The organism is Chloracidobacterium validum (assembly GCF_018304825.1).
Taxonomy (GTDB): Bacteria; Acidobacteriota; Blastocatellia; order Chloracidobacteriales; family Chloracidobacteriaceae; genus Chloracidobacterium; species Chloracidobacterium validum.
The window spans coordinates 615624-627673 of the sequence record NZ_CP072648.1 but is presented as its reverse complement, the minus strand read 5'-3'; the positions used below and the strand labels follow the sequence as shown (position 1 = coordinate 627673).

Sequence of the window (12050 nt, the reverse complement as noted above, 5' to 3'; positions counted from 1 at the left end):
TCCGCGGGTGTGCCTTGAGCCGACGTTGGGGTGCTCGTCAGCCATGCGGTAAGCAACAACCAGACCACCATACAGCTTGTCTTCACTGGGGGTTTCCTCCTGCAGAGAACGCTGGCGGTTTCCCGCGAATATCCCTTGGACGTTGCACGGAAGAGGAAAGTTGGGGATTTTCTGCTGAATGGCAATATGTGTCCTGTCGCACCGTTATCAACGGCGAGCCACATCTTCAGACGCAGCTTTGAAGAAGACGGTCCCTACCGTGGGCTACTGGATGTGTCGGACAATATCGGTAATCGAGACAATCCCAATGATTTTACCGACTTCAACCACCGGCGCGCGGGTGAGTTTGTGCGCGCGAAGAAGCCGCGCAACGGCGCGAATGTCATGCAGCGGCTCAACGAAAAACATCGGCTTGGTCATCACTTGATGAACATGGGCCTTGTCGAGACTCCCGCCGGTCGCAATAACCTTGTAAACAATATCGCGGTCAGTGATGATGCCATGTCCATCGTACTCGTCGCGGGGCTGGACAATCAGGCAGTGGACACGGGTCTGGTTCATCAACTCTAGGGCTTCGCGCACGGTCGCTTCACCAGAGATGAAGTCAAAGTCACTTGTCATCAGGTCTTTGGCTCGCATGCCTACGGCTCCAGAACTCAGCAGTTACATACCCGGCGCGGGAATGAGTTTTTAGTTTTTCTTTTTGAAAAGCTGTTCAAAAGCTTTGCGGGCGTCGTCGGAAGTCGTTCGGGTGCGTGAGGCACTGGTCAGTGGAATCTTCGTGTTTGGGGCGAAATGCTCACAGTGATTGGCCGCCGCCTTGTCCCGGACTGGTTCGGCAATCGGCTCCCGGCACTCAAACCGCGCTCCGGCATCGAAAAATCGGCAATTACGACAGCAGTGTAAATCAGCACCGCACTCGTTACAGCGGTCGAGCCGCCCAACTCGTCCTAAAAGGCGAACCTCTCGCCCACAGGCCTGACAAATCATCAAGTTTCTCCTGGATTGGCTTTGCTCTCGGCAGCCGTTGAAACTGTCGTTGCGCGTCGCCGCCCAAGCTGAACAAACCCCGGCTGCGTTGGTGACTGGTGTATCTTACGGCATCCGTCCACCACCATGCCAAACGGACAGAAATACCGGCAAGCTCCACGCTTTCCAAAAACGAAAACACTACCCACCACAAACGCTAGCAACCCCAGGTGCAGCGCATGTGACCATAGGTTTTGCGCGTCAAAACCCACCGAACTGGTGTGTGCCGTCATGGCATCGCGCCAAAATAACCAAGCTAGCGGAACCCACAGCGCAGCAATCACCAAGACACCAACTTGCGTAATACGCGGATTGAACGTCACCCGCGCCTTGGCAAAACGCGCGACGAGGTCTTGCGCCCCACCAAGCCAGCAAATCCAGGCACAGACCCACCGGCCTGTCCGCATGGTCAGATAGACCAGCACCGCCCAGAAGATGATGCCATATATCGCCCAGGCGAGATTTGGGATCGCGGCCCGAATGAGAAGGACATGGATGATCACAAACACCATTTGCGTCGCCAAGCGATAGGGCAGGAGACTTCGACGTGGGCGAGCCAGCGTGGCACTTGACACCATTCCAGATGACATAGAAAAACCCAACTTTCTGCGGGAAAATCTCTACTTTGTAAGCCGGTTGGCAGAGTGAGGGACGACAGCGCGCTTACTTCCACGCTACACTGTGGCTACAAAACTTGCGTCATCGTTTTTTGGAAACGCGCGCAAGCGTTACCGGACGACTCGTTACCGTCACGAACGACTATCGTCTGGCGCGTGGCGACGTGTCGCCAGTGCGGCTGAAAATATTTCAAACTTTTTTACCTTTCGATGACTCTTTCTCTCGACAAATCCGCCACCCTAGCTTGACCGCTGGCTTGAACGCCCATCCTGACACGGCGCAAACCAGGCAAAAGGGAATCTATTACGGAGACTAGGTATGACCTTGGCTACATCTTCATCCGCGCTCTCGCGCCGTGGTTGGGTTGGGGACCTATTTGCCTCTGGCGACCCAGCTACGGATGACAATGCTCCTCTTTACCGCGACACGTCCCAGGCAGCGGGCGTTCCCAACTTGCCGCCGCTGGAAGTCATCGCGGCCAATCGCATGGGATTTGGACCCCGTCCAGGCGACCTCGACCGCATTCGCGCCATTGGCTTTACCGCTTACGTCGAAGAACAGATTCGCCCCAACGACGCCGATGATGCAGCATTTCTGAGCAAACGCCAGAGCGCGCGCCTGCGCATTGCTTACAGCGCCGGAGATGGCTACCCCGCATTGGATGAGTTGCGTCCGCTCACGGCACTCAACAAGCCGCTCAGTGAACTCTGGCCACTCGGTGACTTCAACATTCCGATGGCCGGAGCGGAACGCTTCCGTCCGCTGGAAGAAGTGCGCGCCGAAACGGTGCTGCGGGCAGTGTATAGCAAGTGGCAACTCCGAGAAGTGCTGGTGGACTTCTGGCAGGACCACTTCAACGTGGACGCTCGCAGCAATGGCCGCATCTATGCCACCTGGCCGCTGTACAACCGGTTATTCCGGCAGCATGCCCTAGGCAACTTCCGCGTCATGCTCGAGGAAGTTACCAAGAGCATTGCCATGATGTATTACCTCAACTTGGTTAGCAGCCGGAATACGGCCCCCAACAAGAATTTCGCCCGCGAGCTGCTTGAGCTGCATACGCTTGGCGCCACCAACTATTTCCCCAATGCGGCCGATGCGCCGGTCTTTCCAAGCGGACAGATGTCCACCGGCTACACAGAAAACGATGTCACGCAGGTGGCAGCCGCGTTGACCGGTTGGACCATTGCGGCCGGACAGCGCATTGGCACGACGAATCTGCCCAACACCGGGCAGTTTATTTTCGTCCCGCAGTGGAACGACCCAGCGGCCCGGACGGTTCTCAACGTTCCCCTTCCCGCGGCAACCTCGGCCAACCCGATGATACAAGGACAGCGCATCCTCGACCTCCTGGCTGCCAATCCCAGCACGGCCCGGTTTGTCTGCACGAAGCTCTGCCGCCGGCTCGTCGCCGATACCCCACCGCCCAGCGTGATCAAGCGGGCCATCGTCGCCTGGCGCGAGCACGTGAACGCGCCTGACCAAATCGCGCGGGTTGTTCGGGCCATCCTGTTATCGCCGGAATTTGCCGAGACGTGGGGCCAAAAAACCAAACGGCCATTCGACTACCTGATGTCATTTCTGCGCGCCATTGACGCCAATCTCGCCGACAATGGCGGCAGCTACCAACCCTATACATTGGCGAGTGAAGCCGGCCACCAGCTCTTTGCCTGGGCGCCGCCCAATGGGTTTCCAGATGTCAGCGGGTACTGGCTCAACACCAATACCTTCCGCGCCAGTTGGCGCAACGTCATCGTCACCCTCACCAACGGCTACACAGCGCTCCAACACAACCTGCGCGCCAGTTTCCCATCTGGCGTCACGACCACCCGCCAGATCGTGGATTACCTTGTCGCCCGCATCCTGGGACGACCGGCTCGGCCGGAGGTGTATCAGGAACTCATCGAATACCTGCGTGGAACGGCTTCAGCCGATGCGCCGCCATCTGGAACGACAACTGAAGTTACGAACCGCATCAACCTGACGGCGGCACGGCTGTGCGTGTCGCCGGATTTCTGGTGGCGATAAGTGGAGGAAGCCAACGTATGCCATTGACAAGACGCCAATTTGTTGTCGGTTCGAGCTTGACGGCCGCCTATGCCGCCAGCGGCATGGCCCGCATCGGGGGACTGGTTTACGGGCAAACGGCCGGGACAAACGAAATTCTCGTCGTCCTTTACTTACGCGGCGGCATTGACGGTCTCAACTTTGCCGCGCCGGTCAATGAACCAAACTATGTGGCGCTGCGCTCAAACTTGCGGCTGCGCGACAGTGGGCAAAACGCCGGTCTGCCTCTGGCCAATCCCATTGGCAACGGGATTGATTTTCGCCTGCACCCAAGCGCCCAACCGCTGCTGGATGTCTATCAGGCCGGCGCGTTGGCCATTGTCCAAGCGGTTGGACTGACCGTCGCCAACCGGAGCCACTTTGACGCCCAGAGCTTGATGGAAGGTGGGGTTCCAACGGCACGCCAGCAAACCGGCTGGCTGACACGCCACATCACGACCTCGGGTGGACAAGGCGGCCCCTTGCCGACGGTAGCGGCGTCCAACAGCCTGCCCGGCGCGCTTCAAGGCAGCAGTGCCGTTGCCATGCCCAACCTCAATAATTTCGCGCTCCCCGGCGACCCGACCATTTTCCCGGCGATGACCCGCATGTACAACGGCACAACGGCCTTGCACATGGCTGGGTTCAATGCCATTCAGGCCATCCAGAATGTCAACAGCGCCATCGGACGGCCACCGACGGGTGGCGCGATTCCGGCTTACACACCGGAAAACGGCGCGGTGTACGCCCAGCCGGAAACCCAGAGTGGCTCGCTGGGTGCGGCGCTGATGACCATTGCCCGGCTCATCAAGCTCGACATTGGTCTGCGGATCGCAACCCTCGATGTCGGCGGCTGGGATACCCATAACAACCAAGGGTTGACGACCGGAACTTATGCCACCAATGTGGACTCCCTGGCCCGTAACTTGCTCGCCTTCTACAACGACATGGTGCGCTACCGCCAGCGCGTCACGCTCGTGGCGATGAGTGAGTTCGGACGAACGCTGCGCGAAAACCAAAGCGGCGGCACCGACCACGGACGAGCCTCGATCATGCTGGTCCTGGGCGGCAGCGTGAACGGCGGGCGTATGTACGGCCAGTGGCCGGGACTCTCAAATCCGGCGCTGGATGGCGGCGACCTAGCGGTGACGACCGATTATCGGCAAGTGCTGGCCGAGCTGGTTGTCAGACGGTTACAAAACCCGCAAATCAGCACGGTATTTCCAGGGCTGGGCGCGTATCATCCGCTGGGCATCGTTCAGGGGAGCGACCTCCCCACCACCTGATGAGCGTCCACAACACTGAAGCCGGCTCCCGCACCGGGAAGCCGGTTTCAGCCGGTGTCAGAACTGCATTGTCGCCAGACGCAGCGCGGCGCGGGCCTGTTCATACTCAGCCTGCACATCAATGAGCTTGTTGCGCGCTTCGGCGGTCGCTCGCTCACGCTGGTTGACCAGAAACAGTGAGCTGTCGCCCAGTAGGAAGCGTTGATTTTCACCGCGTTCGAGCACGATGGCAGCTTCCAATTCGCGTTTCGTCGCCAGATAGCGCTGCCAGGCGGTATTGATGGCCGAGGCCGTATCGTAAATTTCGGTCGTGATTTGTTGCCGAAGCGTCCGCTCTTCCAAATCCAGCTTCTGGAGCTTCAACTGCGCCTGGGCAATGCGTCCATCCGCCGTGCGTTGCCGAAGCGGAAGCTCAAAGAGGACGCCGGCCTTGAGGGTCGTTCCAATACCCCCCGGACCAATGTCGCGCCCTGGCACGAGGGCAAAATCCAGCACTGGACGCCGCTGGTTGCGCGCCAAATCGAGGTCAAGGCGGGTGGTGTCCTTCAAAATGGCAATCGCCTGTAGCTCTGGACGGCGCTGAATAGCCAAATTGATGGCATCAGCGATTTCGGCATCCGTCACTTCAGTTGGTTCGAGCTGAAGGCTGACATCCAGGACCACCCGTTCGTCGGGCGGCGGCTGGGCGGTGACATCATCCAACCATAGGGACAACGACAGCTTGAACTGAGCTTTTTGAAAATCCCGCTCGGCTTTGGTCACGCCAGCTTGCCGGCGCTGCACTTCTTGTTCGGCTTCGACCGCATCAATCGGCGGCAAGTCGCCGACGACAGTTCGCTGGCGGATGGCGTCATTCCGAATCTCAGCCAGCTTGAGTAGGTCGCGCGCCACATCCAGGCGGCGCTTGGCCGCGACCCAGTCCCAATAATCGTCGGCCGCCTTCCGAAACAGTTCTAGCCGCGTCTGCGTCACGGCAATGTCGGCTTGTGACTCGCCAAGCAGGGCCTGGCGTTCGCCAATTGACTTTTCATTCACCCGGAAGTCGCGGAACAGCGGAACTTTCAATCCGAAGACGTATTCACCGGCGTCACCAGTCGCCGAAAGCGGGGACTTCGTGGCTCCCAAGTTGAGATTGGACGCAACAAAAAACTTGATCCCGGAGCGCGTCAGAAAATTGACTTCGGTTCCGATGCCGAAAGCTTCCGATACCTGGCCGCGTTTGGAGGAGCTGTTGTAGCGCAGGTAATCGGTCGAGGCCGAGAGGATGGGGTCAAACGCGCCTTGCTTTTCAATCCGTTTAGCCGTCGCAACTTGGCGCTCGATCACCGAGCCACGCAGTTTGGGATGCTGGTCATCAATGATTTGAAAAACGCGCTCCAGCAGCAACGGAGGGTTTGGATTCCCCGGCGGCGGTAACCCGGGCCGCCGGCCCGACTGTGGACTGCCAGCGGCGTGAGCGACCGCGGACGCCAATCGCCGCTCATCATCAGTCGGTGTCTGAACAATGCCAAGCGGCACCGATTGCGCCAGTAACACCTCATCACGGCTTCCAGCCCCGCAGAGCAACGATAGGCCTAGGACGACAATCCACTTCTGTTTTGCTTTACTTGTCATCTTTGTCGCCATCGTCTTCCTTGCTGCCTTTGCCGACGGTCTTGGCTTTCGCCTTTTCGTCCTTGGGCTTCTTCTTCCGCTCGATTGGGTTATGGTCAAACATCGGCGGGAAACCGTTGAACTGCCGCCATAACTCGAATCCGAGCGAGACGACCCGGAGCATGACCCAGCCGGTGGCTTGGGTTCCGGGGCGCAGCATCGCCGTTTCCGGCCACGGATCATCCTTGCCCTGTTCAATGGCGTCATAGTCCGGGCGGACGAGCAGGCGGAAGCGGTTCATCCCATCGTCCACTGAGTCAATGGCGACAATCCGTCCGCCAAACGTGCCGATGGCCACGGATGGCCAGGCGACAAACTGGACAGCCGGAAACCCCTCAAACTGCAACCGGACGGGATCACCCACCCGCACCAGTGGGGCGTCGAAGTCGCTCACCAGGAGTTCCACGGCCTGTTCTTCTTCTTTGGCTTGGGGCACAAGGACGCACAAGACATCGCCTGATTTGAGCGTCTCGGTCTCACCCACCGCCCGCAACTGGGTGACTTGACCGGCGCGTGGCGCAACCACCTGCCGCTGGGTCACCCGTTCTCGGAAGTTCTGAATCTCGATGTCGAGCTTCTGGATGCTGTTGCTCAGCGAAGCAATGGTTTCCTGGGCGGACGCATAGGAGCTTTGCGCACTGCTCAATGTGGCGAGGGTGTCATTTTCAACCCGACGCGCATCGAGGTCGGCCACCTTGGTGTCACGGACGGCGGCATCCAGGAGCGCCTGTAACCGAACAACATCCGCCCGCGATGTTTCAACCGTTTGCCGAGCCAATTCAAAGTCACGGTCGGAGCGCAAGCCAGGTTGAATGATCCAGTTGCCATCGGCGTCTTTTTTACCCTTGTTCAGGTCTCGGATACGTTCAAAGTTGAGTTCATCCGCCAGCAGCTTTTGCTTGGCGGCTTCCAGGGATTGCTCGGCCGACCGGAGCCGGTCGGCGGCTTGCCGCGCCCGCTCGTCCGCCGCCGGGATGGCCAGGTTCCGGGATTGCTCGAGCGCCGCAATTTGTTTCGCCAGCGCCGCCGCTCGATTCTGGGCCGCCTCACGCTGCGCCACCAAAAATTCACGCTGCCGCTCCAGTCGTTCGAGCTGATTTGGATCGAGAAATTTCGGATCGATTTCAGCGATTTCGGCAATAACCGTTCCAGCTTCCACGAAATCGCCTTCCTTGACTCTCCAGCCTTTGAGGCGGCCAGAAATCTGTGCCTGCACGTTTTGCGGGCGATCATTTGGGGAAAAGACGATGACTTGCCCAACGCCCGTGATGGACTGCTGCCAGGGCACGTAAATCAGCGCCAGTACAAACAAGACCAGCACCAACATGAGAATCAGCGCCAGCGGCCGCGCCGGACGCGGCGACTCAACCAACTTCAGCGCCTGTGGGGCCGAGGATGGAAACTTACCGGGGATGGCTTTGAGTTGACGTGCAGGTTGCGCCATGACCAATCACTTCCTCGCTTATCGAAGTCACCAAACTCAATCTTACCGGTGCTCAACTTCTGCCAGTGGGCAGTCGTTTCCCGATCAATTGCCGCGAGACTTCCGGGAACAATGAAGCAAAAGCCCCGCCGCGCCGCCACGACAGTTCCTCCGGCGAGCCAGTTTCAATAATCATGCCTTTGTCCAGGACGTGAATGGTGGACGACCGAACAACCACTTCGGAATCGTGGGAGATGTCAATAATTGTCCAGCGGTGGGCGCGGTCATAGATTGCATCGAGAATTTTGAGCTTGGCGCACTCATCGATGCCCATGAACGCTTCGTCGAGGATAAGGAGCTTCGGACGCCGGGCAATCGTGCGCGCCAGCAGCAGTCGCTGCACCTGCCCACGGGACAAGTTGTAGCCCCCACTCACCAGCGGTGTTTGCAGTCCCTGCGGCAGTTCAGCTAACTCATTCGTGAGCTGCATGAGGTCAATTGCCCACCGAATGTCTTCTTGGGTCAGCCAGTCCGCCCCGACCCGCAGGTTTTCTTCAATCGTTCCCTCAAAGATTTCCTCCCGGTCACCAACCATGCCAACAAGCAGGCGTAGCGTGTCCAGGTTTGCGTCCCGAACATCCACGCCATTGACTTCGACCGTCCCATGCGAGGGTTCAAGCAACCCACAAATCAATGCCATCAGCGTGGATTTGCCAGCGCCGCTCAATCCAACGACGCTGACCCACTCGCCAGTGCCCACACTCAAGTCTACCCCTGACAGGACCTCCGTGCCCGGGCGATAGCTAAAACGGACATTGCGACACACCACCGACGCTCCATTTTCCCGGTCTGGGACTTCGATCCCGCCCTTTCGCTCAATCGGGAGGTCTTCCACATGCCCGACCTTGTCGAGCGCGGTGAGGAGGTCGTAAACATGTTCGAGTTGGCTAATGACTTTATCCAAGCCGGCGAGCACAGACACCACGACGATTTCGGCCGCCACCAACTGCCCGATGGTGAGTTGCCGATTGATGACTAGCCAGCCACCTATCGCCAAAATGCCGGCACTGGCGAGCGCATAAAAAAAGTAGTTGCCAACCGCTTGCCGGAACAAAACGGCGAAGTGCGAGCGTCGCGCCTTGAGATACGCCACTGACAACGCATTCGTCTGCTCGGTGATAAAGTCCAGTGTGCCACTCATTTTGAAACTGATGTGGCAGCGCGCCAGCTCTTCGAGCCAAGCGGCGACCTTGTATTTCTTTTTGGATTCCAGAATGCTGGTCCGCAGGCCGTTGATACCGAGCACGAAAATGATGAACAACCCGGCGAAAACGACAGCCAGATCGAAGCCGAGGAGGATTGGGCTGTAAAATGCCAGCAGGAGCAGTCCTACAAAGACCTTGAGAACCGCGTCGAGACCGTCGAGCGCCAGTTTGGCAAACGCCTTCTGAATGTTGATGACATCAAAAAATCGGTTGACCAGTTCTGGAGCGTATTCACCGGTCAAGGCCCCAAGCTGCAACCGCGGGAGGCGGTCGCCAAGGTTCATGGACACCCGCACGAAGATGCGTTGCTGCAAGCGCTCAAGCAGCACGAGTTGAAAAAGGCGCAGGACGCCGGCAAAACTGAGGAAAAACAAAACCAGCGCGGCTAACACCACAAGTTGCTGTAAGGCTTGTCCCTGGGCAATGGTGTTGACAAGTACTTGCGCCGTAATGGGAACAGCGAGCGAAAACAGCCCAGCCACCGTTGTGTAGGCTAGAATCGCCAGCATATCGCGCGAGTCGAGCACCAGAAGACGCCAGAGCCGCTGGGTAGGCGTTGGGTGTGCATGATCGCTGTCTGCCGCCGAAAAGGCAGCGGTTACGCCGTGGCCCCCAGAGTCACCCATGATGACATCTACACTCCTCGCCTTATGAAAATACCCAGAGTTTTCTTTAGCCTTCGATATTGTGACTAAAATTAGGCTACCGCTTTGTAGCCGAGTGTGACAGAGCAGCAGTGCGAGATTCCGCACGTTCCTAATTTTCGTGAAAGCGTAAGCCGCATGAGGACTTTCCCCCTCAGTGACTCATGACCGGAACCTGAACCAAACCTTGCGCCCTCCCTTGCATGAAATCAAACCGACAAGTTAGATTCTCGGACTCTGAATAGTTCCGAACGCTAGTGTCCCCGTGGAGTGTGCGCCATGTCGGCGACAATCGAAAGCATGCTCAAAGACCCGCGAATGGCGGGTGCTGACCAGCTTGTCTTACAGGCCGGCAAGGCTCCGACAGTGCTGAACTCGTCGGGAGCAACCGAGCTTAGCCGCAGCCCGATGACGCCATTTGATATTTACCGGCTGCTCCAACCACACCTTCCCGACGACAAAAAAACTGCCTTGATGAGTCAGCCGACGACAAACTTTCGGCTGACTGTCAACGGAGCCGGCACGTTTGATGTTTCCATTACGAAAGAAGGCGGGGGCATGAGAGTCGCCTTTGTGCCGGTTGGAGCGATGGAAGCCAAGCCACCGACGCCCAGTGCGCCGCTCCCCCCTCCAATCCAGCCACCGCGGCCATCAGGCCACTTCAACCCGCCCCAAAACGTGACGCCGCCCCGCCCGGTTCCGCCGATGACGCCGCCGCGGCCCACACCCCGACCGATGACCCCACCCTCTGGCACCGCATTCTCGGGGACGGTATCGGGGAAGCAGGCCCCCGTCACACCACCGCCCACCGGCCCGCATCTCTCCAATACAGCCAGCGCAGCGAGTTCTAGTCCGAGTCCTACCCCGACCGCAACCGGGCAGGGTCCAGCCGTCCACCTGCGCAAACGCGGTCCGCTCGAAATTGACAAGCTGTTTGAGAAGCAACTCGAACTCAAGGCGTCTGACATGCACATTTCCGCCTCGATGCCGCCGATGCTGCGCCTCGATGGCGACATGGTTATCATGCAGGGCTACGAGGGGCAGCCGCTCACGGCGGCCGATACGGAACGCATTCTGTGGGAGTTGATGCCCGACAAAAACCGTGAAGAGTTCAATCGCCGCCACGACACCGACTTTGCCTATGAGTTTGGTGACATGGCCCGCTTTCGGTGCAATGTGTTCATGGACCGGAAAGGCATGGGTGGCGTTTTTCGAGTCATCCCAAGCAAAATTCTGACGGCGGAAATGCTGGGGCTATCGAAGGAAATCCTCAAGCTCTGCTACCTCAGCAAGGGACTGGTGCTCGTCACGGGCCCGACCGGGAGTGGTAAATCCACCACTCTGTGCGCGTTGATTGACTTCATCAACCGCAATCGGCGGGACCACATCATCACCATCGAAGACCCCATTGAGTTCGTCCACGAAAACAAACAGTGCCTCATCAATCAGCGCGAAGTCCACAACCATACCGACTCGTTCAAAGACGCTCTACGGGCTGCATTGCGTGAGGACCCGGACATTGTACTGGTCGGTGAAATGCGTGACCTCGAAACCATCTCGATTGCCATTGAAACGGCCGAAACCGGGCACCTCGTGTTTGGAACACTGCATACCTCAACGGCACCCTCAACGGTGGATCGCATTATTGACCAGTTTCCGGCCGACCGGCAGTCACAGATTCGGGTCATGTTGTCTGAATCGCTCAAGGGTGTCATCGCCCAGACACTCTGTAAGAAAATTGGTGGTGGGCGTGTGGCGGCCCTCGAAACACTGATCTGCGACACCGGCATTGCCAACCTCATCCGCGAGGGGAAAACATTCCAGATTCCTTCAGCCATGCAGACTGGGAAGGCTAAAGGCAACGTCACGCTCAATGACGCCCTGCTTGACCATGTCAAGAACAAGCGGGTTGAAGCCCAGGAAGCCTACATCAAGGCCGTAGATAAAGCCGGGTTTGAGGGTCTGCTCAAGCGGAACAACCTGGATGTTAGCTTCCTGACCAACTTGGCTAATGCCAATGCCTGAGCTTAGGCGTGACATCCACAGTCGAACGCGAAAAAGGTGAGACAAACCTTGCATCCCTGTG

Annotated in this window: 9 protein-coding genes; 3 read left to right on the top strand and 6 right to left on the bottom strand. The window is 58.3% G+C overall.

All coding sequences use genetic code 11. The features are described 5' to 3' along the window. Window positions 1-264: 264 nt before the first annotated feature. Genes J8C06_RS02615 through J8C06_RS02605 form a run of 3 tightly spaced genes read right to left on the bottom strand, consistent with a single transcriptional unit; the run spans window position 265 to window position 1619 of the window. Window positions 265-639 (bottom strand): CBS domain-containing protein, encoded by a 375-nt coding sequence (locus J8C06_RS02615; protein ID WP_211429243.1) that lies wholly within the window; start codon window positions 637-639, stop codon window positions 265-267. A gap of 51 nt (window positions 640-690) precedes the next feature. Continuing rightward, window positions 691-990 (bottom strand): hypothetical protein, encoded by a 300-nt coding sequence (locus tag J8C06_RS02610; protein WP_211429242.1) that lies wholly within the window; start codon window positions 988-990, stop codon window positions 691-693. Continuing rightward, complete coding sequence (locus J8C06_RS02605; RefSeq protein ID WP_211429241.1) at window positions 990-1619, bottom strand: 4Fe-4S binding protein; 630 nt, start codon at window positions 1617-1619, stop codon at window positions 990-992. Before J8C06_RS02605 ends, J8C06_RS02610 begins: the two co-directional genes overlap by 1 nt. A gap of 346 nt (window positions 1620-1965) precedes the next feature. Here J8C06_RS02605 and J8C06_RS02600 point away from each other — a divergent pair, with 346 nt between their 5' ends. Beyond that, the gene (locus tag J8C06_RS02600) at window positions 1966-3675 is read left to right on the top strand and encodes a DUF1800 domain-containing protein (protein WP_211429240.1); all 1710 of its coding nucleotides are present in this window, start codon (window positions 1966-1968) and stop codon (window positions 3673-3675) included. 17 nt (window positions 3676-3692) lie between these two features. After that, the gene (locus tag J8C06_RS02595; protein ID WP_211429239.1) at window positions 3693-4979 is read left to right on the top strand and encodes a DUF1501 domain-containing protein; all 1287 of its coding nucleotides are present in this window, start codon (window positions 3693-3695) and stop codon (window positions 4977-4979) included. A 57-nt stretch (window positions 4980-5036) separates the two neighbouring features. Here J8C06_RS02595 and J8C06_RS02590 read toward each other — a convergent pair whose 3' ends face one another. From J8C06_RS02590 to J8C06_RS02580, 3 genes are read right to left on the bottom strand one after another with little or no spacing between them, the layout of a single operon-like run. Further along, window positions 5037-6593, bottom strand: a complete 1557-nt coding sequence (locus tag J8C06_RS02590) for a TolC family protein (RefSeq protein ID WP_211429238.1) — start codon at window positions 6591-6593, stop codon at window positions 5037-5039. Further along, the gene (locus J8C06_RS02585) at window positions 6583-8076 is read right to left on the bottom strand and encodes an HlyD family secretion protein (RefSeq protein ID WP_211429237.1); all 1494 of its coding nucleotides are present in this window, start codon (window positions 8074-8076) and stop codon (window positions 6583-6585) included. Before J8C06_RS02585 ends, J8C06_RS02590 begins: the two co-directional genes overlap by 11 nt. A gap of 52 nt (window positions 8077-8128) precedes the next feature. Then, entirely contained in the window at window positions 8129-9946 is a 1818-nt protein-coding gene (locus J8C06_RS02580; protein WP_211429236.1) for a peptidase domain-containing ABC transporter, read from the bottom strand. A gap of 297 nt (window positions 9947-10243) precedes the next feature. On the opposite strand from J8C06_RS02580, the gene J8C06_RS02575 reads away from it, so the two are divergent. After that, complete coding sequence (locus J8C06_RS02575) at window positions 10244-11989, top strand: type IV pilus twitching motility protein PilT (RefSeq protein WP_211429235.1); 1746 nt, start codon at window positions 10244-10246, stop codon at window positions 11987-11989. Window positions 11990-12050 lie beyond the last annotated feature (61 nt).

What these genes read in the sequence shown, in the direction of transcription:
- J8C06_RS02615 (WP_211429243.1), bottom strand. Translation starts at nt 639, where the DNA reads ATGCGAGCCAAAGACCTGATGACAAGTGACTTTGACTTCATCTCTGGT.
- J8C06_RS02610 (WP_211429242.1), bottom strand. Translation starts at nt 990, where the DNA reads ATGATTTGTCAGGCCTGTGGGCGAGAGGTTCGCCTTTTAGGACGAGTT.
- J8C06_RS02605 (WP_211429241.1), bottom strand. Translation starts at nt 1,619, where the DNA reads ATGTCATCTGGAATGGTGTCAAGTGCCACGCTGGCTCGCCCACGTCGA.
- J8C06_RS02600 (WP_211429240.1), top strand. Translation starts at nt 1,966, where the DNA reads ATGACCTTGGCTACATCTTCATCCGCGCTCTCGCGCCGTGGTTGGGTT.
- J8C06_RS02595 (WP_211429239.1), top strand. Translation starts at nt 3,693, where the DNA reads ATGCCATTGACAAGACGCCAATTTGTTGTCGGTTCGAGCTTGACGGCC.
- J8C06_RS02590 (WP_211429238.1), bottom strand. Translation starts at nt 6,593, where the DNA reads ATGACAAGTAAAGCAAAACAGAAGTGGATTGTCGTCCTAGGCCTATCG.
- J8C06_RS02585 (WP_211429237.1), bottom strand. Translation starts at nt 8,076, where the DNA reads ATGGCGCAACCTGCACGTCAACTCAAAGCCATCCCCGGTAAGTTTCCA.
- J8C06_RS02580 (WP_211429236.1), bottom strand. Translation starts at nt 9,946, where the DNA reads ATGGGTGACTCTGGGGGCCACGGCGTAACCGCTGCCTTTTCGGCGGCA.
- J8C06_RS02575 (WP_211429235.1), top strand. Translation starts at nt 10,244, where the DNA reads ATGTCGGCGACAATCGAAAGCATGCTCAAAGACCCGCGAATGGCGGGT.